Annotated in this window: 20 protein-coding genes; 5 read left to right on the forward strand and 15 right to left on the reverse strand. The window is 71.7% G+C overall.

Going from position 1 to position 22,501, the window contains the following annotated elements:
- Positions 1-32: 32 nt before the first annotated feature.
- The 3 genes from dapC to HMPREF3086_RS13825 all read right to left on the reverse strand — a co-directional run bounded on the left by dapC (position 33) and on the right by HMPREF3086_RS13825 (position 4,140).
- A complete protein-coding gene (dapC, locus tag HMPREF3086_RS13815) occupies positions 33-1,145 on the reverse strand; it encodes a succinyldiaminopimelate transaminase (RefSeq protein ID WP_168169101.1) in 1,113 nt (370 codons plus the stop codon).
- 5 nt (positions 1,146-1,150) lie between these two features.
- Positions 1,151-1,474, reverse strand: a complete 324-nt coding sequence (fdxA, locus tag HMPREF3086_RS13820; RefSeq protein WP_070722434.1) for a ferredoxin — start codon at positions 1,472-1,474, stop codon at positions 1,151-1,153.
- Between the two features lie 86 nt (positions 1,475-1,560).
- Complete coding sequence (locus HMPREF3086_RS13825) at positions 1,561-4,140, reverse strand: bifunctional FO biosynthesis protein CofGH (RefSeq protein WP_070722436.1); 2,580 nt, start codon at positions 4,138-4,140, stop codon at positions 1,561-1,563.
- Positions 4,141-4,240: 100 nt separating this feature from the next.
- On the opposite strand from HMPREF3086_RS13825, the gene HMPREF3086_RS13830 reads away from it, so the two are divergent.
- Both HMPREF3086_RS13830 and HMPREF3086_RS13835 read left to right on the forward strand, forming a co-directional pair.
- The gene (locus tag HMPREF3086_RS13830; protein WP_070722437.1) at positions 4,241-4,894 is read left to right on the forward strand and encodes a PH domain-containing protein; all 654 of its coding nucleotides are present in this window, start codon (positions 4,241-4,243) and stop codon (positions 4,892-4,894) included.
- Positions 4,891-6,570, forward strand: coding sequence for a PH domain-containing protein (locus tag HMPREF3086_RS13835; RefSeq protein ID WP_083324450.1), 1,680 nt, complete (start codon positions 4,891-4,893; stop codon positions 6,568-6,570). Before HMPREF3086_RS13830 ends, HMPREF3086_RS13835 begins: the two co-directional genes overlap by 4 nt.
- Here HMPREF3086_RS13835 and HMPREF3086_RS13840 read toward each other — a convergent pair.
- Genes HMPREF3086_RS13840 through typA form a run of 4 tightly spaced genes read right to left on the reverse strand, consistent with a single transcriptional unit; the run spans position 6,541 to position 11,705 of the window.
- Positions 6,541-6,969: a hypothetical protein gene (locus tag HMPREF3086_RS13840; RefSeq protein ID WP_246831004.1), complete on the reverse strand. Its 429-nt coding sequence runs from the start codon at positions 6,967-6,969 to the stop codon at positions 6,541-6,543. The two genes, HMPREF3086_RS13835 and HMPREF3086_RS13840, sit on opposite strands and share 30 nt — an antisense overlap.
- On the reverse strand, positions 6,966-7,862 hold the full coding sequence (gene mshB / locus HMPREF3086_RS13845) for an N-acetyl-1-D-myo-inositol-2-amino-2-deoxy-alpha-D-glucopyranoside deacetylase (protein WP_070722439.1): 897 nt from the start codon (positions 7,860-7,862) through the stop codon (positions 6,966-6,968). Before mshB ends, HMPREF3086_RS13840 begins: the two co-directional genes overlap by 4 nt.
- A complete protein-coding gene (locus tag HMPREF3086_RS13850) occupies positions 7,859-9,772 on the reverse strand; it encodes an ABC transporter substrate-binding protein (protein WP_141764099.1) in 1,914 nt (637 codons plus the stop codon). Before HMPREF3086_RS13850 ends, mshB begins: the two co-directional genes overlap by 4 nt.
- Positions 9,773-9,782: 10 nt before the next feature.
- Positions 9,783-11,705, reverse strand: a complete 1,923-nt coding sequence (typA, locus tag HMPREF3086_RS13855; protein ID WP_070722441.1) for a translational GTPase TypA — start codon at positions 11,703-11,705, stop codon at positions 9,783-9,785.
- Positions 11,706-12,063: 358 nt separating this feature from the next.
- On the opposite strand from typA, the gene HMPREF3086_RS13860 reads away from it, so the two are divergent.
- The 3 genes from HMPREF3086_RS13860 to aqpZ all read left to right on the forward strand — a co-directional run bounded on the left by HMPREF3086_RS13860 (position 12,064) and on the right by aqpZ (position 14,416).
- A complete protein-coding gene (locus HMPREF3086_RS13860) occupies positions 12,064-12,744 on the forward strand; it encodes an Rv1157c family protein (protein ID WP_083324451.1) in 681 nt (226 codons plus the stop codon).
- Positions 12,741-13,520 carry an SIR2 family NAD-dependent protein deacylase gene (locus tag HMPREF3086_RS13865; RefSeq protein WP_210401877.1) on the forward strand — a complete coding sequence of 260 codons (780 nt, stop codon included), beginning with the start codon at positions 12,741-12,743 and terminating at the stop codon, positions 13,518-13,520. The genes HMPREF3086_RS13860 and HMPREF3086_RS13865 overlap by 4 nt, the downstream gene beginning before the upstream one ends.
- A 119-nt stretch (positions 13,521-13,639) precedes the next feature.
- Positions 13,640-14,416: an aquaporin Z gene (gene aqpZ / locus HMPREF3086_RS13870; protein WP_061227630.1), complete on the forward strand. Its 777-nt coding sequence runs from the start codon at positions 13,640-13,642 to the stop codon at positions 14,414-14,416.
- A 73-nt stretch (positions 14,417-14,489) separates the two neighbouring features.
- Here aqpZ and HMPREF3086_RS13875 read toward each other — a convergent pair whose 3' ends face one another.
- The 8 genes from HMPREF3086_RS13875 to HMPREF3086_RS13910 form a co-directional block, all read right to left on the reverse strand.
- Positions 14,490-15,446, reverse strand: coding sequence for a hypothetical protein (locus tag HMPREF3086_RS13875; RefSeq protein ID WP_070722445.1), 957 nt, complete (start codon positions 15,444-15,446; stop codon positions 14,490-14,492).
- A gap of 72 nt (positions 15,447-15,518) precedes the next feature.
- Entirely contained in the window at positions 15,519-15,767 is a 249-nt protein-coding gene (locus tag HMPREF3086_RS13880) for a DUF4126 family protein (RefSeq protein WP_070722448.1), read from the reverse strand.
- A 34-nt stretch (positions 15,768-15,801) separates the two neighbouring features.
- Positions 15,802-17,094, reverse strand: coding sequence for an acetyl-CoA hydrolase/transferase family protein (locus HMPREF3086_RS13885; RefSeq protein WP_070722450.1), 1,293 nt, complete (start codon positions 17,092-17,094; stop codon positions 15,802-15,804).
- Positions 17,095-17,157: 63 nt separating this feature from the next.
- Positions 17,158-18,144 (reverse strand): LLM class F420-dependent oxidoreductase, encoded by a 987-nt coding sequence (locus tag HMPREF3086_RS13890; protein ID WP_070722451.1) that lies wholly within the window; start codon positions 18,142-18,144, stop codon positions 17,158-17,160.
- A gap of 80 nt (positions 18,145-18,224) precedes the next feature.
- On the reverse strand, positions 18,225-19,469 hold the full coding sequence (locus HMPREF3086_RS13895) for a glucose-1-phosphate adenylyltransferase family protein (RefSeq protein WP_070722452.1): 1,245 nt from the start codon (positions 19,467-19,469) through the stop codon (positions 18,225-18,227).
- 108 nt (positions 19,470-19,577) lie between these two features.
- Complete coding sequence (locus HMPREF3086_RS13900; RefSeq protein WP_083324452.1) at positions 19,578-20,447, reverse strand: iron ABC transporter ATP-binding protein; 870 nt, start codon at positions 20,445-20,447, stop codon at positions 19,578-19,580.
- A 14-nt stretch (positions 20,448-20,461) separates the two neighbouring features.
- On the reverse strand, positions 20,462-21,511 hold the full coding sequence (locus HMPREF3086_RS13905) for an iron chelate uptake ABC transporter family permease subunit (RefSeq protein WP_083324453.1): 1,050 nt from the start codon (positions 21,509-21,511) through the stop codon (positions 20,462-20,464).
- Positions 21,504-22,501, reverse strand: a 998-nt coding sequence (locus HMPREF3086_RS13910; protein WP_246831005.1) for an iron chelate uptake ABC transporter family permease subunit, incomplete at its 5' end; no start/stop codon positions are given. The genes HMPREF3086_RS13905 and HMPREF3086_RS13910, both read right to left, overlap by 8 nt.

Here is a 22,501-nt window from a genome sequence, read left to right on the forward strand (position 1 = left end):
GCGGACCGTGCGAGCGGACGCCCGCGAGCCGATCAGGCCAGACGGCGCACGGCCTCGTCGACGGTCGCGTCGGTGGCGGTGAGCGCGATGCGCACGTGCCGCGCGCCGGCGGGGCCGTAGAACTCGCCCGGCGCCACGAGCACGCCGCGCTCGGCGAACCAGTCCACCGTGTCCCGGCAGGCCTCGTCGCGGGTGGCCCACAGGTAGAGTCCGGCCTCGGAGTGGTCGATCCGGAAGCCGGCGCTCTCCACCGCTGGTCGCAGACGCGCCCGGCGGGCCCGGTACCGCTCGCGCTGTTCGTCCTCGTGGACGTCGTCGGACAACGCCGCGGACATCGCGGACTGCACGGGCAGCGGCATCATGAGCCCGGAGTGTTTGCGCACCGCGAGCAGCTCCGCTACCAGGGCGGGGTCGCCGGCGACGAATCCGGCCCGGTAGGACGCCAGGTTGGAGGTCTTGGACAGCGAGTGCAGTGCCAGCAGGCCGGTGTGGTCGCCGTCGCACACGCGCGGGTCGAGGATCGAGGGCGCCTCCCCCTCCCACACCAGGCCGAGGTAGCACTCATCGGAGGCGACGATCACGCCGCGGTCGCGGGCCCAGCCCACGACCTTGCGCAGATGGTCCACGCCGAGGACCTTGCCGCTCGGGTTGGACGGCGAGTTGAGGTACAGCAGCGTCGGCGACGACGGTCCGAGTTGCGTGAGCGAGTCGGCGCGCACGACCGTGGCCCCGGCCAGCAGGGCACCCACCTCATAGGTCGGGTAGGCGACCTCCGGCACGACGACCGTGTGGCCCGGTCCCAGGCCGAGCTGTGCGGGAAGACCGGCGATGAGCTCCTTGGTGCCGATCGCGGGCAGGACGGCGTCCGTCGTCAGGCCGGTGACTCCGTAGCGCCGTGCGAGGGCGCCCACGGCGGCCTGCCGCAGTGCGGGCGTGCCGACGGTCGTGGGATAGCCGGGTTCGGCCGCGTCGGCGGCGAGCGCCTCGCGGATGACCGGGGCGACCGGGTCGACGGGCGTGCCGACCGTGAGGTCGACGAGCCCGTCCGGGTGAGCCGCCGCGCGTGAGCGCGCGTCGGCGAGGGTGTCCCAGGGGAACACCGGGAGCGCGCGCCCGGGCGGTCGACGCTCCGGGCGCGACACCACCGGGTTCACTCCTGGTTCATGGGCGGGAGCGCCTTGATCATCGGGTGGTCGTAGTCCACCTTGCCGACCTTGGCGGCGCCGCCCGGCGAGCCCAGCTCGACGAAGAAGTCGGCGTTGGCGGCGTTGTACTCGGTCCACTCGTCCGGGACGTCGTCCTCGTAGAAGATGGCCTCCACGGGACAGACCGGCTCACACGCGCCGCAGTCGACACACTCGTCGGGGTGGATGTACAGCATCCGTCCACCCTCGTAGATGCAGTCGACCGGACACTCCTCGACGCAGGACTTGTCCATCACATCGACGCACGGCTCTGCGATCGTGTAGGTCACGTCAGCCACCTTCCTCGTAGCGGTATGGCCAGCATCGTATGCCACGACACACTCCGATGCCGAAGCCGCCCCGCATGCGGTTCCGACTATGTGACGACCGTCACTCCGATGGGGTGCGGTGCGGGTCCGTACACGGTGTCGCGACGGCGGGCCGGGCGGCCGATCCCGGTGGCGATCTCCTCGATCTCCTCCGGCGACTTGGCCGAGCCGTTCTCCGCCCCCGCCATCCGTGAGATGGTCTCCTCCATGAGCGTGCCGCCCAGGTCGTCGGCGCCCGACCGCAGCATCGTCCGCGTGCCCGCGACACCGAGCTTGACCCAGCTGGTCTGGACGTGGTCGATGGCCCCGTGCAGCATGATCCGGGCCAGGGCGTGCACCGCCACGTTCTCCTCGCGCGTCGGCCCCGGGCGGGCGGCCCCGGCCAGGTAGAGCGGCGCGCTGCGGTGAACGAAGGGCAGCGGCACGAACTCGGTGAACCCGCCGGTCCGCTCCTGGATGCCGCGCAGGGTCCGCAGGTGCGCCACCCAGTGGCGCGGGGTGTCGACGTGGCCGTACATCATGGTCGAGCTCGACCGCAGGCCCACCTCGTGCGCGGTGGTGACGATGTCGATCCACTCGGCGGCGGGCAGCTTGCCCTTGGTGAGGACCCAGCGGACCTCGTCGTCGAGGATCTCCGCGGCGGTGCCCGGGATGGTGTCGAGACCGGCGGCCCGCAGCTCGGTGAGCCACTCGCGCACGCCGACGCCCGAGCGCGACGCGCCGTTGGAGATCTCCATGGGGCTGAAGGCGTGGACGTGCATCGACGGCACGCGCTCCTTGACCGCGCGGACGAGATCGGCGTAGCCGGACACGGGCAGGTCGGGGTCGATCCCGCCCTGCATGCACACCTCGGACGCCCCGGTGACGTACGCCTCGTACGCGCGGTCGGCGACCTCGGCGGCGGACAGCGAGAAGGCGTCCGCGTCACCCTTGCGCTGGGCGAACGCGCAGAACCGGCAGCCGGTGTAGCAGATGTTGGAGAAGTTGATGTTCCGGTTGACCACGTAGGTGACGGTCTCCCCCACCACGTCGGCACGGATCCGGTCGGCGAGCCCGGCCACCGCCGCGAGGCCGTCCCCCGTGGCGGTGGCCAGCGCGAGGTACTGCTCGTCGGTGAGACCGGCCGGGTCCGCCTCGGCCGCCCGCAGCGCCGCGAGGACCTCGGAGTCCGCCCGCTCGGGGGTCAGGGCCGCCGCCCCCAGCTCGGCGGCGCGGGCCCGGATGACGTCCCAGTTGCCGAACGCCTCGCCGATGTCGGACCGGGTGTCCGTGTTGCGGCCCTCGGAGTCGATCGCGGAGTGCAGATCGGTCCGTCCGCTCGAGTCCCAGTCGTCGTCGGGCTCCTGCCAGGGCCGTCCCTGGGGCTGCAGCACCTCGTCGTCGTCCCCCACCGCGGCCAGCCCCGTGACCGGGTCCGCCAGGGCGCGGACGTGGCCCGCCACCCTCGGGTCGATCCACGCGTCGCCCCCTCCGACGTAGCGCGGATGCGCGGTGAGGCGCTCGGTGAGCGTCCACCCGCGCGCGGCGAGATCGGCGGTGAGCTCGTCCAGGTGCGGCCACGGCCGCTCGGGGTTGACGTGGTCGGGGGTCAGCGGCGAGATGCCCCCCAGGTCGTCCACACCGGCGTCGATGAGCGCGAGCACGTCGTCCCGGTCCACGAGGTTGGGCGGCGCCTGTACGGCAACGCGCGGCCCCAGCACGAGGCGCGCCACGGCGATCGCGGCGAGGAACTCATCCCGGTCGGCGTCGTCGGCCGAGCGCATCGCGGTGTCGGGCTTGGCGCGGAAGTTTTGGACGATCACCTCCTGCAGGTGCCCGAACTCGCGCGCGAGCCCGGCCAGCGCCAGCAGGCTCTCGGCGCGCTCGGTGCGGTTCTCCCCGATCCCCACGAGGATCCCCGAGGTGAACGGCACCGCGAGGCGGCCGGCGTCGGTGAGGGTCCGCAGCCGCACGGCCGGGTCCTTGTCGGGGCTGCCGTGGTGGGCGGCGCCCGGGGTGGTGAACAGGCGGGTCGCGGTGGTCTCGAGCATCATGCCCATCGACGGCGCGACGGGCTTGAGACGCGACAGCTCCGCCCAGCTCATGACGCCGGGGTTGAGGTGTGGTAGCAGTCCGGTCTCCTCGAGCACGCGGATCGCCATGGCGCGCACGTAGTCCAGCGTGGAGGAGAAGCCGCGCGACTCGAGCCACTCCCGCGCCTCGGGCCACCGGTCCTCGGGCCGGTCCCCCAGGGTGAACAGCGCCTCCTTGCAGCCGGCCTCCGCGCCGCGGCGGCACAGCTCGACGACCTCGTCGGGGTCGAGGAACATCCCCTCGCCGGCCGCGCGGAGCTTGCCCGGCACGGTGACGAACGTGCAGTAGTGGCATCGGTCGCGGCACAGGCGGGTGAGCGGGACGAAGACCTTGCGCGAGTAGGTCACCACGCCGGCGCGGCCCTCGTCTGCCAGGCGCGCGTCCCGGCGGGCGGCGGCCAGTGCCATCAGGCGGTCCAGGTCCTCGCCCCGCGCGGCCAGCAGCACCGCGGCCTCGGTCACGTCGAGCGTGAGGCCGTCGGAGGCGCGGCGCAGGGCGCGGCGCATGGCCGACGGCGTGGGGTGGGGATCGGCGGGCGGCACGGCGGGATCCATACCCGCGATGATGCCCCACCGCTGTGGCGGCGCGAGCGGAGCGGTGCTCCAACGGTGGTCACGGGCTTACCGGCGCCCCGCTGGCGTTACTGTTGTCGCCATGCCCGATCACGCAGTGCCCCTCCGCACGAACGGGGACCCCCTGGTCTCCTCCGCGGCGCCCGGCCAGGGGGGCGCCCACGCGCTCCGCGAGCCCCGCCCGGCCGATGACGGCGGATCCCCCGACGCCGTTCCGGATGCCGGTGACGCCCTGCTCACCTCCAACCGGGTGCTGGTGACCGCGCCGCGGCACCGTATCGAGAAGCGCACCGCGTTGCTGTTCGTGATCGAGGGGATCTGGTCGTGGGCGGTCCTCGCGGGCCTGCAGGTCGCCTGGTTCTACTGGGGTGACAACGTCATGGGCTTCTGGAACTGGGTCGCCCTGGGCGTGACGGTGCCGTTCGCGTTCATGGGCATCGTCGTGGCCCCGTGGTGGCGCTACCTTGTCGCGCGGTGGGACGTGTCGGACACGGCGGTGTGCTCGCGCCAGGGGTGGTGGACCACCCAGTTCCGCATCGCGCCGCTGGCGCGACTGCAGAGCGTGTACACCACGCGGACGCTGTTCGAGCGGTGGTTCGGTCTCGCGACGGTCAACGCGTCCACCGCCTCCGCGCAGGGGACGGTGCAGATCCGCGGGCTGAACCTCGCGGACGCCGAGGCGCTGGCACAGCACCTCATCGCGATCGCCAACCTGGACGCGGGGGACGGGACGTGACCGCGCCCGGCGCGGGGGGACGACCTGACGGCGACGACGACGAGGGCCGCTCCCCCGTCGACACCGCCACCGCCTCGGAGGCGGGTCCGGCGGAGGAGGTCCTGGCGGCCGACGAACCAGCGGTGGCGGAGAAGGTCGACCCGGAGGCGCCGTGGGAGCGCTTGTCGTGGCGGATGCTGCTCGTCTATCCGCTGGGGATGCTCACCCGGCTCCTGCCGCTGTTCCTCGTCTCCCTGTGGCTCGGCTCCAACCGGGGTAACTACTGGTTCGAGATCGTCATCGTCTCGTTGGTGATCCTCGGTGGCGTGCTGCGGTGGCTCTCGACCAGCTATCAGGTCGGCCGCACGCACATCATCCTGCGCAAGGGCTTCTTCAGCCGCCAGGTGGTCACGGTGGCCCGGCAGCGGGTCCGCAGTGTGGACACCGAATCCGACCTGTTCCACCGGGTCCTGAGGGTCTCGATCGTGGAGGTGGGCACGGGGCGCGCGGACTCGGGTAAGTCCGACGCCGAGCGGTTCCGCCTCGACGCGATTGACACGGCGCTCGTGGAGCCGCTGCGCGACGAGCTGCTCAGGCACCGACGAGCGCTGGACCCCTCCCTCTCCGAGGAGGACGAGGTCCAGTGGGGGTCCAAGTACGGCGAGGACATCGCGCAGTGGAAAGTCACGTGGGCCAGGTTCGCGCCGTTCTCCTTCATCGGGTTCGGCGTCCTGTTCTCCCTGTGGCTCATCACGTGGCAGATGGGCGACATGCACGACCGGATCATGGACCTCGCGGTGGTCGAGGGCACCATCGCCTGGCTGGACTCGCTGGGGCAGCCGTGGGCGTTCGTGGGCAAGGGCGCCGCCATCTGGGCGGTCGCCGGCGTGCTGGCGATCATCACCTACGCGATCCGCTACGGCAAGTACGCGCTCACCGACCACGGCCAGTTGCTCTACGTACAGAACGGCGTCCTGCGCCGTAAGCACCAGGCGCTGGACAAGGCCCGGCTGCGCGGCGTGGAGATGCGCCTGCCGGTGTACCTGCGGATGCTCGGGGGCGGCCGCCTCGAGCCGATCATGACGGGCACGAAGAAGGGCGCCACTGCGTCCACGCTGCTGCCGCAGGCGCCGATCAAGGACGTGCGCCGCGTGGCGATCCGCATTCTCGGGGACCCGACGCCGGTGACCGTGCCGCTGCGGCGTCACCCGTGGAAGGCGGCGCGGCGACGCATCACGCGCGGGCTGCTGCCCTTCTGGATCGTCGCGGGATTGATCGTGCTCGTGCGGATCGACTCCGGCCCGTCCGCCGATATCTGGGTGGAGTGGGGTATCCCGGCCGCGCTCGTGTTCTTCCTGCTGCTCGCGGCGGACCGCGTCCGCATGCTCGGGCACGCACTGCTGCCGGGGATGCTGGTGAGCTCGCACGGGTCGTGGACCGCCAAGCGGACGGTCCTCGAGGCCGACGGGATCATCGGCTGGACGGTCACCCAGTCGGTCTTCCAGCGTTCGGCGGGCGTGGCGACCGTGGCGGCGGCGACCCCGGCCGGCAACGGCGTCTACTCGGTGATGGACATCGACGCCGACGAGGCGTGGACGCTGGCCGAGGTGCTGACGCCGGGTATCACCGATGTCTGGCACCACGACACCGACCCGGGCGTCAGCGTGTCACCGTCGCTGGGGGTCCGACGCGGGTGAGGCCCGCAGGGTGGCCACCCACAGCGGGATGAGGCCGCCGAAGACCAGCAGTGCCAGTCCGCGCAGGCCGACGGGCACCGGCATGTCGCCGCCCGGCCCCAGGTCGAGTGCGACGAGCGTGAGGATCCACACCAGGGCGGGGAACGCCGCGACGATCTTCCGGTCCGACCACGTCGAGGCGACACGCACCAGGAACAGCGACCAGGCGCCCGCCGCCAGCACGCTGACGGGCACCGGCACGGGGCCCAGGTACATCGTCAGCCAGGCCGAGGCCAGCACGCAGCTGGCCGCCGCTCCGATCGCCAGGAGAACCAGGGCGATGCCGAACTCGACCGCCGAGGCGGGCCGAGCCGGGTGGACCTGCTCGGTGGCCGTGGGCACGGCGGCCGCGGCGGTCACGACGCGTCCCCGCGGAGGCCGTCGAACAGGTGGGCCGAGCCGGGCTGGCACCTGACGTAGGGCCCGTCGTCGCCGGTCCGGTCGTGGGCGATGTACCACTCCACCTGCGGGACGGGCTGCAGGACGCCGTTGGTCAAGGCGAGGAACCACGGCTCCCCCTCGGGCCCGGGCACGAGCTCGAGCTGGGTGGCGTGCCCGGTGAGGGCCTCCAGCTTGGCGGCGTAGTCCGCGTCGTCCAGCGGGACGCGGTGGGTGAGGCGCGAGTCCGGCACAGACGGCAGTTCGTCCGGTTCGGCGTGACGGAGGTGGGCGGGCGGCTCGGGGTGCGTGCGGTCGAGCTCGGAGCGCGCGGTGACGGTCCACGCCACCCGGTCGGGCCGGTGGGCGGACTCCTCGATCGCGGCGTGCACCACCTCGTGCGCCCGGATGTGGTCCGGGTGTCCGTACCCGCCACGGGGGTCGTAGGTCACCACGAGGTGGGGCCGGAAGTCGTCGAGGACCGCCACCAGCTCGGCGACGGCCTCGCCACCGGACCGGACGAACGCGCGAGGGTGGTCGGCCGACGGCGTGCCCGCCATCCCCGAGTCCCGCCAGCGGCCGGCCCCGCCGAGGAACCGGGTGCGGTCCACGCCGAGGGCGCGCAGTGCGATCCCGAGTTCCCCGATCCGGTACCCGCCCAGCTGGTCTGCGCGGTCGGCGACGAGCCCGGACAACGCGTCTCCGATGACCTCCCCCTCCTCGCCGAGGGTGCAGGTGATCACGCGGACTTCGGCGCCGGCCGCGACCAGCGCGGCGATCGTGCCACCGGTGGTGATCGCCTCGTCGTCGGGATGAGCGTGCACGAACAGGGCGCGCAGCCCGTCCGCGGCCGGGGTCGCGGGCGTCGGGGTCATCCGGTCCTCCTCCAGGTGGGTGCGGTGTCGAAGACGTCGGTGACCGGCCGCGTGACCTGTGCCCCGCCGTCCGGGTCGGCGCCGGGGTCGGTACCGGGTCCGCTCACGTCGACCCCGTCGGTGGCCAGCAGCAGGGTGGGGCGCACGAGCGGCACCCGCAGCGCCAGGTCGGCGACGCGTTCTCCCGCGGCGACCAGATCGGGTGTGGCCGTCGGCGCCGACGCGTCCCCGCCGGACACGCCCAACGCCCGGTCGAGCACGGGGTCGCAGATCCCGGAGACGTCGGAGGCGCGGGCGGTGGCGTCCCGGCCGATCGTCCGGGGCGGGGTGGTAGGCGTGGTGCTGGTCGCCCCGGCGCTGACACTCGTGTCGGTGGTACGGCGCTGGCGGCTCCGGCCGGTGTCCGGCTCGGGCGGTGACAGGCTCGGCACGGTCGTGCGGGGCCGGGCCGGTGTCGTGGTCGCCTCCTCCGACGCCGCCGAACCGGACGTGGACGCGGACGCCCCCGTTCCCGGTCGGGGGGCGGTCGGCGCACACGCGAAGCGGGAGACCGCGGCGAGCTCTGGCTGCCCGTCGGTGCTCTGCCAGCCGACGACGGCGTCGACCAGACCGTGCGGCAACGCGTCGGCGTACAGGGCCGTCGATTCGAGTTCCCACACCCGGGCGCCGATCCCGGCGCCGCGCAGCTGGTCGGCGACGGAGTACGCGGCGGTCACGGCGCGGTCGTCGGTGGCCTCGACGCCGAGCGTGAGGGAGAGCGGGACCTCGTCGCGCTGCCAGCGCGGACCGGTCAGGGCGAAACCGGCCCCCGTCAGCGCGCGTTCGGTCAGCGCGGGATCGGCGGTCGTGGTCACGGCGGACGCGGCCGGGAACGGGTGGGATGTCACCTCGGGCCGCGCCTCCCCCGTGACGACCCGCCCGATCACCTGCGGGTCGAGAGCGGCGGCGACGGCGCGACGGACCGCGGGTTCGGACACGGTCGGGGCGACGGTGTTGAACGCCAGCTCCAGCTGGGCGGTGCCGGCCAGCTGCGTGCCCGTCACCCCGGGGACGGTCTCGGAGACGTCCCTGGCCACCGGCGTCGCGGAGACCAGGGCCATCGACCCCGGACCGTCACGCAGGGCCGCCCCGAGCTGGCCGGGGCCGGTGGCGCGGCGGACGACGATCTGCTCGATCTCCGGGGCTCCGGCCCAGTAGCGGTCGTTGCGGACGAACTCGATCTCGCCACGGCCGATGTCGGCCGCACGGATCATGAACGGCCCCGCGCTCATGACCGGCAGCGCCTCCATCGAGCCCTGGAAACCGTCGGGGGCGCCCTTGAGGATGTGCGCGGGCAGCAGGTGCTGGAAGAGCGACCGCCAGTGCGCGGGTACGGACTCGAAGACGACGTCGACGACCTTGCCTCCGGCGCCGGAGCGTACGTCGACGATCCGCTCGTAACCGGCGGGGTCGACGACGCCGGGCTGACCGGTCATCTGCCGCCACAGGTACTCGAAGTCCTCGGCCGCCACGGGGACGCCATCGGACCACTGGGCCTGCTGGTCGATGGTGTAACGGATGGTCTCCGGGGCGTCCGGCAGCGGTGTCGCGGACAACAGCAGGTCACGGTTGAGGACGGGCTCGCCGTCGACGCCGGGGACGAACGCGCTGGGGAGCAGCAGCGAGGCGACGAGGTCGGTGTCCACGCCCTGGTCGGCGAGGAGGTGCGGGTTGAAACCCTCCTCGACCCGGTCGAGCGCGAGGAGGATGCCGCCGTCCGTGAGGCTGACAGTGGTGCCGTCGGTGCGGTCGTCACCAACGACCGTCGGGGGTGGGGGGTCGGCGACGCACCCGGCGACGACGACGAGGGCGAGCGCTGCTCCCAGCGCGGCGGATGCCCGCCGGCGCGCCGACGCCCCCTTCGCCGTCACCGGTACCCCGTCAGTTGGCCGAGGCCTTGTCGCGCGACTTGGCCTTGCTGCGGGCCTTGGCCCGCTCGGTCGCGGTGAGCGCGACCTTGCGCACGCGGATCGCGTCCGGGCCTACCTCCACGCACTCGTCGCCGGCGCAGAACTCCATGGCCTCCTCGAGCGAGAGGTTGCGGTGCTTCTGCAGGGTCTCGGTGGCGTCGGAGGTGGCCGACCGCATGTTGGTGAGCTTCTTCTCCTTGGTGATGTTGACGTCCATGTCCTCGGAACGGGGGTTCTCACCCACGACGACGCCCTCGTACACCTCGGAGCCGGGCTCGATGAAGAAGTCGCCGCGGTCGGCCAGGCCGAGCAGCGCGAACGCGGTGGCCTTGCCCGCGCGGTCGGCGACGAGGGAGCCGGTGTGCCGCGAGCGGATCTCCCCCACCCACGGCTCGTAGCCGGCGGAGACGGAGTTGGCGATACCGGAGCCGCGCGTCTCGGTCATGAAGGTGGTGCGGAAGCCGATGAGGCCACGGGCCGGGACGAGGAACTCCATCCGGACCCATCCCGTGCCGTGGTTGCTCATCTTCTCCATGCGGCCCTTGCGTGCGGCCATGAGCTGGGTGACCGCGCCGAGGTATTCCTCGGGCACGTCGATGGTCATGTGCTCCATCGGCTCGTGGACCTTGCCGTCGATACGCTTGGTGACGACCTGCGGCTTACCCACGGTGAGCTCGAAGCCCTCACGACGCATCGTCTCGACGAGGATCGACAGCGCCATCTCACCGCGGCCCTGCACCTCCCAGTCGTCGGGGCGCTCGGTGTCGAGCACCTTGAGGGAGACGTTGCCCACGAGTTCCTGGTCGAGGCGCGCCTTGAACATCCGCGCGGTGAGCTTGGTGCCGCCGTTGCGGCCGGCGAGCGGAGACGTGTTGACGCCGATGGTCATCGAGATGGCGGGCTCGTCCACGGTGATCGCGGGCAGCGCGACCGGGTTCTCCGGGTCGGCGAGGGTGTCGCCGATCATGATGTCGCTGATGCCGGCGACTGCGACGATGTCTCCGGCCACGGCCTCCTCGGTGGGGACCCGCTCGACGCCCTCGGTCGCGAGGAGCTCGGAGATCCGGACCGACTTGATCTCCGTCCCGCCGTCCGGCAGGTGGTGGATCCACGCGACCTGCTGGCCCTTGCGGAGGCGGCCGTTGTGGATGCGGACCAGGCCGATGCGACCGAGGAAGTTGGACGCGTCCAGGTTGGTCACGTGCGCCTGCAGCGGCGCGTCGGCGTCACCGCGGGGAGCGGGGATGACGTCGTAGAGCAGCGTGAAGAAGTCGTCCAGGTTCTCGGCGTCCGGCTCCTGGCCGTTGGCCGGCTGGGTGGTCGAGGCCTTGCCCGCACGTCCGGAGGCGAACACGACCGGCAGCTCGAGGGCGCGCTCGGCGGCGGCCTGGGCGTCGGGGTCCTCGAGATCCGAGGCGAGGTCCAGCAGGAGATCCTGGGCCTCTTCCACGACCTCGTCGATACGGGCATCAGGGCGGTCGGTCTTGTTGACCACGATGATCACCGGCAACGACGCGGCGAGCGCCTTGCGCAGGACGAAGCGGGTCTGGGGCAGGGGCCCCTCGGACGAGTCGATGAGCAGCACGACGCCGTCGACCATCGACAGACCGCGCTCGACCTCGCCGCCGAAGTCGGCGTGGCCGGGGGTGTCGATGATGTTCAGGACGAGGTCGGCACCGCCGGAGCCCGCGCCCGGGCGGCGGACGGCGGTGTTCTTCGCGAGGATCGTGATGCCCTTCTCGCGCTCCAGGTCCCCCGAGTCCATGACGCGGTCCACGAGCTCGGCACGTTCGTCGAATGCGCCCGACTGACGCAGCATCGCGTCGACGAGGGTCGTCTTGCCGTGGTCGACGTGCGCGACGATCGCGACGTTACGGAACTCGGTCTGGGCCATACGCTGGGTTCTCCCTCGGAGGCTTACGGCGCCGAGGCGGCTGGGGTCGCCGCCGGGGCGCGTGGCGTGGGAATCGGCGGGGTCTCCCGCGTGATCCACAAGCGCGTCCGGTCGAGCGCGCGTTGCGTGACCACATTACCCGTTGAGCGGCTTCGGACCGCTATCCCGAGTGCCGGCGGCACCACCCGGGACCCACGATGTTATTTACATCACGTATAACTTCTGTAACATCAGCCCCAGTCAGCTCACCAATCCGGCTCCGCGTGTCCCCGATACGGGGGCGCTGTGAGAACATCGAGCGGTCGCCCGGTCGGCCGCCGACCGGTCCGCCCATCCCTGCCGAAGAATGGACTCGCCAGTGACCCGCCACTCGCTCAGGACCTCGTTCCGGACCATCGGCCTCGGCGCCGCCGCCGCCGTCGTCCTGGGGCTCGCCGCCCCCGCCACCGCCGGTGCGCAGTCACTCGACGAGCTGGGGCGCCCGACCGAGCCCGTTCTCCAGGCGATCGAGAACCTCGCCGCGCAGCAGTGGATCCCCGAGGAGACCCGGGGCACCATCGCCCGTCTCGTCGGCTTCTTCCGCGGCACCGGCGAGCCCGGCACCCCGCTGCCCGAGAACGGCCCGGTCATCGCACAGTTCGCCTACCCGACGCTCATGCAGCAGTGCATCGGCGGCGAGCAGACGGCCGTGGGCGCCGCGACCGCGGTCCCCGGCCCCGCGGACCTCCCGCTGCCCGGCATCGCGCCCGGCCACCTCGGCTTCATCTTCACCGCCCTGGGCACCGAGGGCGTCGCCGCCCAGCAGGCCCAGCCCATGACCGTCGACTGGTTCAACGTCAACAACGGCCGTCGCGGCACGACCGTGCTGGGCTACAACGGCATCAACGAGGGCGGACCGGCCACGATCAACGGGGTCGCGGACACCGGCCCCGGGCAGGTGCTCATGCTCCTGCAGGGCGGGGTCACCACGAACCTCGAGAACGGCGGGACCTCCAACTGCGTCGCCTTCCCCACCGTGGGGACAGCGTTCGTCCCGTGACCGGCGGGGGTGCGGGGCCCGAGCGGCCCGACCACGACCCGGATCCGGCACTGACCGAGGCCCGCCTCGCCCTCGCGGGCGGCGGGCCTCTGGTCGTGTTGACGGGCGCCGGCATGAGCGCGGAGAGCGGTGTGCCCACGTTCCGCGACGCGCAGACCGGGCTGTGGGAACGCTACGACCCCACCGCCCTGGCCACGCCGGAGGCGTGGGCGCGCGACCGCGACACGGTGTGGGCCTGGTACCGCTGGCGCGAGCACCTCGTCTCCCGTGCGCAGCCGAACGCCGGTCACCTCGCGGTGGCCCGGGCGCAGGCCCGGCGCGACGTCACGGTGGTCACCCAGAACGTCGACGATCTGCACGAGCGCGCGGGCTCGCAGCGCGTTCACCACGTCCACGGGAGCCTCTTCGCCCATCGGTGCGACACCTGCGGGACGCCGCTGGACGTCGATCCCCCGCCGGCCGACCCGGTCGACCGGCTCACCCCGCCGGGCTGCGACCGCTGCGACGGTCGGGCCCGGCCCGGGGTCGTGTGGTTCGGGGAGATGCTCCCCCGTGGTCCCTGGGAGGCGGCGGTCGACGCGGTCACCTCGGCCGCGGCGGTCCTCGTCGTCGGCACCTCCGGGCTGGTCCACCCTGCGGCCTCGCTCCCCGACCTCGCCGCCGAGGCCGGCACACCCGTCGTGGAGGTCAATCCCGGCCCCTCAGGCCTGGCACCCGCGGTGACCGTCCACGTCCGGGCCACCGCCGGCGAAGCCGTGCCCGAGATCCTCTCCTGACCCGCCGGAGATGGCGTGGACAGGCCCCGTCGGCCGGACTAGCGTTCCCGGACGCGGGGTCGTGTTCCCGCGCCGTCGCTCTTCCGACCCGGGAGTGCTCTGATCGGAGGTCACCTGAAGTGTCCGACTCATCCACGAGAACGCCGTCCACGACGTCCGTCGTCGCCGCCGAGGTCCTCGGCACCTTCTGGCTCGTCCTGGGAGGCTGCGGCAGCGCGGTGTTCGCCGCCAAGCAGATCGCCTCGGTCGACGACACCAGCTTCCAGGTGGGCATCGGCTACCTCGGCGTCTCCCTGGCCTTCGGCCTCACCGTCCTCACCGGCGCCTACGCACTCGGCCATATCTCCGGCGGGCACTTCAACCCGGCCGTCACGGTCGGTGCCTGCACGGCCGGACGCCTGCCGTGGGCCAAGGCGCCGCTGTACATCGTGAGCCAGGTCGTGGGCGGCCTCGTCGCCGGCGCCGTGATCTTCCTCGTCGCCAGCGGGAAGGACGGCTGGTCCGCGGCCGGCAACATGGCGGCGAACGGCTACGGGGCGAACTCCCCCGACGGCTACGGCCTCCTCTCGGCACTTGTCATCGAGATCGTGCTCACCGCGGTGTTCGTGTGGGTGATCCTCGGCGCCACCGACCACCGCGCCCCCGCCGGGTTCGCCCCCGCCGCGATCGGCCTCACGCTGACGCTGATCCACCTCATCTCGATCCCCGTCACCAACACCTCGGTGAACCCGGCCCGCTCCACCGCCGTCGCGTTCTTCCACGGTGACGGAGCGCCCGGCCAGCTCTGGCTGTTCTGGGTGGCGCCGATCATCGGCGCCCTGATCGCCGGCGCGCTCTACGGCCCGCTCTTCGGCGAGAAGGTCGGGGCCGCGGTCACCGCGCGAAGCAACGCCTGACCCCCACACACACAAGCGTCGGCCCCGTGGGATCGAATCCCACGGGGCCTTTTCGCTTATCGGTCGCCTGCGCCTAGCGACGCGGGTCGTCGCGGTCGCTCCGGCCGAGGAGCTTGTCCACGATGCCGGGTTTCTCGTCCGGATGGCCCGTGCGGTCGGGGTGGGCCGCCCGGTCGGCGCCACGGCCGTCGTGGCCCGAGCCTTCATGATCGTCGGCCATCGCGTGTCGTCCACCGCCGGTCGCCCCGGCGTCCTGACGCACACCGCCGCCCGCCGTCGCGTCGTGGCCGGCGAGATCGGTGCGGTCGTGGTCCAGACCACCGCGGGCCCGGGTGTCACGGTCCATGCCCTGCCGGGCATAGTCCTGCTGTGTGCTTCCCGATTTCTCGTGGCCGTGCTGTGCCCGGCCCTGCTGTGCGTAGTCCTGGCGTGTATCACCGTGGCGGAGATCGTCACCGCCGACCTGGCGGTCCGTCCACCCGGCGTCCTGGTGGCGATCATCGGCACGGTTGGACGCGACCCCGGCGGCGCCCGGACTGACTACTGCGCCACCGGCGCCACCGCCGCGACCGCGGTCGTCGACGCCACGATCATCCAGGGCACGGTCGTCGCGGCCACGGTCGCCGAGGCCCCGTCCGTCATCGCGGTGGTGGTCGTCGTGGCGGCTACCACCGACCACGTCGTCAGCTCGGTTCTTGGGGTCCAGCTGGTCGGCCCGGTTCTCCATCGAACGAACATCGCGTCGCTGATCGTCGAGGGTGGACCGGTGGTCGTTCGCTTCGGCGCGCAGACGATCGGCCTCGGCGGCCTTCGCCTTGGCCTCTTGCTCGGCCGCGCCCGCGCGATGCTCGTGCTCCTCGACGACCGAGCGCTTCTGCTCCAGCTGCGCCTCCCGCTCGCGTGCGTCCCGCCGGAGCTCGGCCGCCTCGGCGAGCTTCTTTTTGTTCCTGCTCTTGACTGCTGCCGCGACGAGCACGACGATCAGGATCACCGCGATGACCGCGATGATGATCCAGATGACGGGATCCATGGGTGCCTCCGTAGTTGGGGTCACTGACGACCGGACCGTAACTCCGGTCACAACGCGGCGCCACCGGATCACTCACGTGCCGCCGCCCCGGCTCCGGCGCCGGAGCCGGGCCAACGCCCACCATGCGTACCCGATGGCGGAGAAGATCACGAGCAGTGCCACCAGGACCATGATCGGCGCGGAGATCGCCACCAGACTCAGACCGAGCGCCGACACGTCCTCGACCGAGGACGGGACGGTCGCGGCGGCACCTGCGGGTCCCGTGTTGGCGACGGTGCGGGCGGCGGCGGACAGCCCCATCCCGGTCAGGGTGACGTTCATCGGCTCATTGTTCCGCGCCGCGACTTCTCGGTGACTAATGCACGGTACGGGGCAGCAGGCCCGCCTCCCTGGCCTCGCGGCTCAACCGCTCGCGGTGGTCCGGGTGCGCGACGTCGATGAGCGCGGCGGCTCGCTGGGATACGGACTTGCCGCGCAACGACGCGATCCCGTACTCGGTCACCACGTTCTCGATGATGTTCTTGTGGGTGGTGACCGGGCTGCCCGGCGTGAGGGAGAGGGTGATGCGGCTGATCCCCTTGGAGGTCTGGGAGGGGGTGACGATGAAACCGTGCCCTCCCGGAGAGAAGGTGCAGCCCCGGGCGAAATCCGCCTGCCCGCCCGCGCCCGACCAGTACCGGCCGGCGATCGTCTCGGAGGCGGCCTGCCCGTAGAGGTCGACTTCGCTCGTGGCGTTGACCGAGTAGAGGTTGTGCTCCTGCCCGATTACCCGCGGGTCGTTGACGATGTCCACGGGCAGCATCGCCACCGACGGGTTGTTGTGCAACCAGTCCATCAGCCGCTGCGACCCCAGGGCGAAGGTCGTGACGTGCTTGAAGGGGCGCCCGGTCTTGCGCGAGCCGTCGATGACGCCCGCCTCGACCAGATCCACGACGCCGTCCGAGAGCGCCTCCGTGTGTATGCCCAGGTGCCGGTGGCCGGTCAACCGCGACAGGACGGCGTTCGGCAGCTTGCCCACGCCGAGCTGTAGGCACGCCCCGTCCGGCACGCGCTCGGCGATGACGTCCGCGATCGCGTGGTCGACCTCGCCCGGCGGCGCGACCTCCACGGTGATCATCGGTGCGTCGTTCCGCGTGACGCCCGCCACCTGGGAGATGTGGATGTGATTCCGTCCGAACGTCCGCGGCATGTGGGCGTTCACCTCGACGAAGAAGGGAATCTGCCCGATGAACGACGCGACGTAGTCGGCGTTGGTGCCCATCGAGAAGAACCCGTGCTCGTCAATCTCCGAGACGGTCGTGATCGCCAGCCCCGGCGGCGAGAACTCGCGCAACGTGGCGGGCACCTGGGCGAAGTCGACCGGGACGAGATCGCAGTGCCCGCGATGGAAGTTCTCCCGTGAGCCGGGCCCCAGGAAGTAGTCGACGTGGCGCAGCCGGCCGGGATACGCCCCCTCCATGAAGGGCAGCGACTCCCACGGGTCCATGTGGTGCACCGTGACGTCCGTCAATCCGTCCGCCCCGGCGTCCAGGGCCCGCAGGAGCGCCGGGGGCGCGGCGTTCTGGATCGGCGAGATGACGTGCATCCCCGGCGTCACGTGGTCGAGGACCGCCTCCGCGGGCAGCTCCTCGTACTCGACCGTCCTCATCGCGGGCACCTGCTCTCGGTGGTCGGGGCCGGCGCGGTGCCGGGGCCCCGGCACCGCCGGTTCTCAGCTCAACGCCGGGACGACCTCTCGCTCGAACAGCTCGAGGCCAGAGGTGTCGGTCGCGATCTCCGGGAAGTAGAAGATGCCGTAGCCCATGCCCAGGTCCCGCAGCGCGGTGAGCTTCTCGACGATCTGCTCGGGCGTCCCGACGCCGGGCAGGCCGCGGTACGCCCCCAGCTGACGATCCGCCTCGTCCACGCCCACGTGACGGGCCATGCGGTCGCGCAGTGACGCCAGCCGGTCGGCGACCTCCTTCTCCGTCTCGCCGATGGCCACGTTGTAGTTGGCCGTCATGGTGATCTCCGACGGGTCGCGGCCCAGGTCCGCGCAGTGTCCCCGCAGGACCTCCGCCTTGTGGGCGAAGCCGTCGGGGGTGCCGTCGAAGTTCGTGTAGTCGGCGTACCGTGCGGCGATCCGCAGGGTCTTGCGCTCTCCCCCGCCCGCGACCCAGACGGGGATGCCGCCCGGCTGCAGCGGCCGCGGCTGCACGATCGCCCCGTCCACGCGGTAGTGCTCGCCCTCCAGCGAGACGACGCCCTGCGACCACGCCTCACGCATGATGCGCACGCCCTCGTCGAGCATCCCCAGACGGTCACCGGCGGACGGGAAGCCGTAGCCGTACGCGCGCCACTCGTGTTCGTACCACCCCGCGCCGATCCCCATCTCGACCCGGCCACCGGAGATGTGGTCGACCGTCGCGGCGATCTTCGCGAGCAGCGCCGGGTTGCGGTACCCGAGACACGTGCACATCTGCCCGAGCCGCACCCGCGAGGTCACCGCGCCGAGCGCCGACATCAGGCTCCACGCCTCGTGGGTCGCCTCGGAGGAGGTCAGGGGCGAGGTGTGCATGTGGTCGTAGACCCAGACCGACTCCCACGGGCCGGCGTCGGCGCGGGCGGCGAGATCGGAGATCACGGGCCAGTGGCGGTCGGCCGGCACGTCGACCAGATCGAGGCGCCAGCCCTGGGGCAGGAAGAGACCGAATCGCATGGCACGAGCGTCGCGCCGCGCCGGCCGTCCCCGGCGGGATCGAGCCGGCAGGTCCCGACCCACCCGGCGTCCGGCCCACGTCAGACGCTGGAGTCCTCGTCGTCGTCGGGCGGATCCAGCTTCCCCGCCTCCAGCGTGAAGCCGGACGGCCGTGCGCCGTCGGGCGCGGAGCCCAACAGCGCCACCCGCACCGTGGACTCGTCGGCGCCCGGCTGCGGCTCCCCGATGCGCGCGTCGGCTGGCACCTCGACCCCGGCGTCGACGATGGCGGTCTCCACCCGCGCCCCGGAACGCACGACGGCGCCGGGCAGGATCACACTGTCGAGGATCCGCGCGCCCTCCTCGACGACGGCTCCGGGTCCGATGACCGAGTGCTCCACGACGCCACCCACGATCGCGCCGTGACCGACCAGCGACGTCGTCACCCGGGCCGCCGGGCCTGTCCTGGCCGGTCCGCTGAACGCCGAGGCGGTCCGCAACGTCCAGCCCGGGACGTCGAGCTCGTGCACGGGGGGCTCGCCGAGCAGATCCATGTGCCCCGCCCAGTAGGACTCGACGGTGCCCACGTCGCGCCAGTACTCGTCGTGCCGCCACTCCCGGGCCCGCCCGGCACCGACCATCGCCGGAAGGACGTTGTCGCCGATGTCGCCCATGTCGGCGTCGCCCCCGTCGTCGCTGTCGGCGGCGGCGTCCGCGTGCGCCTTCTCGAGGTAGCGGATGAGGGCAGCGGTGTCGAAGGCGAAGATCTCCGCGCAGATGAGGTCGGTGGCCGGCTCGTCGGGCTTGTACGCGTAGTCGGTGATCGTGCCGTCGTCCGACACGCGGACCACGCCGTACCGGCCCGCGTCCTCCGGGTCGACGCGGGTGGTGACCATCGTGACCTCGGCGTCGGATTCCAGGTGGTCGCGGACCAGCCGGTCGTAGTCGAGGCGGTACACCGCGTCGGCACTGAGCACGACGGTCACCTCCGGGCCGGCCTCACGCAGCGGCTCGACCTGCTTCCACAGCGCGTCGGCCGTCCCCGAGTGGAACCCGTCGCGGCCGGTGCCCTGCGACGGGTGCAGCACGAGCAGTCCCCCGTCCAGACGATCGAGATCCCACGGGCGGCCGCTGCGCAGGTGTGAGCCAAGCGATACCGGGTGAAACTGCTGGACCACCCAGACGTCTCTCAGCCCCGAGTTGGCCGCGTTGCTCAACGAGAAGTCGATGAGTTGGTACCCGCCGCCGTAGGGCACGGCCGGCTTGGCCCTGTCCCGGGTGAGAGCGCGGAGGCGGGATCCCGCGCCACCAGCGAGGACGATCGTGACCACGGACAACGGTGCCATGTGAGGGCTCCTTTCCGGGCGGGAGGGGAAACCCGACCCCGTCTGAGAACGACACTGTAACCGGAGCGGGAGCGCTCACCCACTGGTCGCCCGCACCGTACCGAGAGGTCAGGCCGTGGACATCGCCATGCCGAACTCGTCCAATCCCTCTTCTCCGTCGAAGTACAGCGCCACGTAGCGCCCGGCGACCTCGGCGACCTGCATCTCCATGTCGTACACCGCTTTGAGGACGTCGGTCCGCATGATCTCGGCCGGAGTGCCGTCGGAGACGATCCGGCCCTCCTTCATGGCGATGATCCGGTCCGAGTAGGCCGCGGCGATATTGATGTCGTGGATGACGAGCACGATGGTCTTGCCCCGGTCCGCGGCGGTGCGCCGCAGCAACCGCATGATCGAGGTGGCGTGCCGTAGATCGAGGTTGTTGAGCGGCTCGTCCAGCAGGACGTAGTCCGTGTCCTGCGCCAGCACCATCGCGATGTGCGCGCGTTGCCGCTGGCCACCGGACAACTCGTCGAGATATCGGTCGGCGAGGTCCTCGAGCTCCATCGCCCCCAGGGCGTAGTCGATGTGCTCGGCGTCGCCCGGGCCGGGCCGACCACCGTTGTGTGGGAACCTGCCGAACCCGACGAGCTCACGCACGGTGAGCCTGATGGACACGGCGTTCTCCTGCCGCAGCACCGCGAGGCGGCGGGCCAGCTCACGCCCCCCGTCGACGGACACGTCGACCCCGTCGACGAGCACTTCTCCGGAATCCGCTGTCTGGAGCCGGCTCATGACTCCCAACAGTGTCGACTTTCCGGCGCCGTTGGGCCCGATGAGAGAGGTGACGCCACCGTGCGCGAAGCACGCCGACACCTCGTGCAGAACCTGCGTGTCGCCGTAGGACGAGCACACCGACCGCGCCTCGATGCCGCAGCCGGCCGACCACCGGCTTTCACCGGATCGGTCGCCGCGGCGTCGGAACGGGAGAAGGGACATGGCGTGCCTCTCTTTCAGCGTGCGCGGTTGGTCAGGAGCAGGAACAGGAACAGCAGGCCACCGGCGAACTCGATGACGATGCTCAGCGCGGACTCGACGCCGAGGGCACCGAGCACCATCTCTCCTCCCGCCAGAGCGATCACGCCCAGCAGCGAGGCCACCGGGAGCGTGAACCGGTGCAGGGTGGTGCCGAGCAGAGCGTAGGCCGCGTTCGCCACGATGAGCCCGAAGAACATCACCGGTCCGATCAACGCGGTCGAGGCCGAGACGAGGAAGGAGACCACCACGAGGACCACGATCGTGACCCTGCGGTGGTTGACGCCCAGCGCGACGGCGGGATCGCGCCCCAGCAGCATCACGTCGAGTCGCCGACCGAGGACCGCCACGACGACGAGCCCCGCCACGACGATGACCCCACAGGCGACCAACACGTCGAGCTGGACGCCGCGGAAGCTCGCGAACATGGCGTCCTGAACCTGCAGGTATGCCGCCGGGTCGAGCAGTCGCTGGAAGAACGTGGAGGCGGAGCGGAAGAAGACGCCGAACACGACACCCACCAGAAGCAGCAGGTGGATGTCAGTTCTCCGGCCCCCGAGGAGCCACAGGTACAAGGAGGTCGACGCGACCACCATGATCGCGGTCTGGCCGAGGAAGCCGGAGAGACCGCCGCTGGTCAGTCCCCCGATGACCGCGGCGTCGCGCGGGACCATGAAGAACACGAGCATCGTCTGGATGAGCAGATACAGCGAGTCGAAGCCCATCAGCGCCGGAGTGAGGATCCGGTTGCCGGTGACGGTCTGGAAGAGCACCGTCGAGACCCCGACCGCGACCGAGACCAGGACGATCGCCACGGCGTGGCGTGTTAGTCGGTCCAGCGAGTAGTTCCAGGCCTTGGACCCCACCGTGGCCGGGAGTCCGGAGAGGACCAGGGCTGCGATCGTCGCGACGGCGACCGCAGCGCAGACGAGCACCACGAGCCAGCGACGGCGACGATCGGCCTCGACTCGCGTCCGTCCGCGCGAGAGGCTCTCCGGCGGGGCTACGAGGATGGCGGCCTCAGGCATTGCGCACTCCTCGCAGCATCATGGTCAGGAAGACGGCGCCGCCGAGTATCCCGACGATCGTGCCCACGGGAACCTCGCCGGCGCCGGGGGCACCGCCGGCGAACACACCGGGGAGCGACCTGCCCACCATGTCGCAGACCAGGACGGTCACCGCCCCGAGGAGCGCCACGAGAGGCAGACCGCGGCGGGCGTCGTCGCCCACCAGCCGTGAGACCACATTGGGGACGACCAGCCCGAGCAGCGGGAGCGCGCCCACGGTGACCACGACGACTGCCGCGACCGCGGCCACGATGGCCATCCCGGCCGCGACGACGGTCTTGTGGTCGAGCCCGAGACCGGTCGAGACGTCCTCTCCCAGCCCCGCGACGGTGAAGCGGTCGGCGGCGATGTAGGCGAGTCCGCCGAGCACCGCCACCAGCCACAGCAACTCGTACCGTCCGGCCAGGACCGCGGAGAAGTCGGCGAGCATCCACGAGTTGAGCATCTGTAGCAAGTCGCGGGACAAGGCGAGGAACGCCGCGACGGCACCTATCACGGACCCGAGCATGATGCCGATGAGCGGCACCACGAAGGAGTCCGATACCGGGACGCGCCGGATACACGCGAGGAAGAGCGCGGTCCCGGCGAGCGCGAACACCATGGCGACCACCATCTTGGCGACGATCGGGGCACCGGGCGCGATGATCGCCACCACCACCAGACCCAGACCGGCCGATTCGACTGTGCCTGCGGTCGACGGCTCCACGAAGCGGTTCCGGGTGAGCAGCTGCATCAGCAGTCCGGCGATCGCCAGCGAGGCCCCCGCGAGGGCGGCCGCCGCCGTGCGCGGGAGACGGGCCTCGACGAGGTAGACGCGGTGCGCCTCGGTGAGCCCACCCGTGAGTGCGTCCCACAGAGTGATATTCGCTGCGCCGACGAACACGCTGGCGACGAGCGAGAGCACGAGCGCAACGACGCCGAGCGCCGGCCACAGCGTTTTACGCTGCGGCC

Source organism: Dietzia sp. HMSC21D01 (assembly GCF_001815995.1).
GTDB classification, from domain to species: domain Bacteria; phylum Actinomycetota; class Actinomycetes; order Mycobacteriales; family Mycobacteriaceae; genus Dietzia; species Dietzia cinnamea.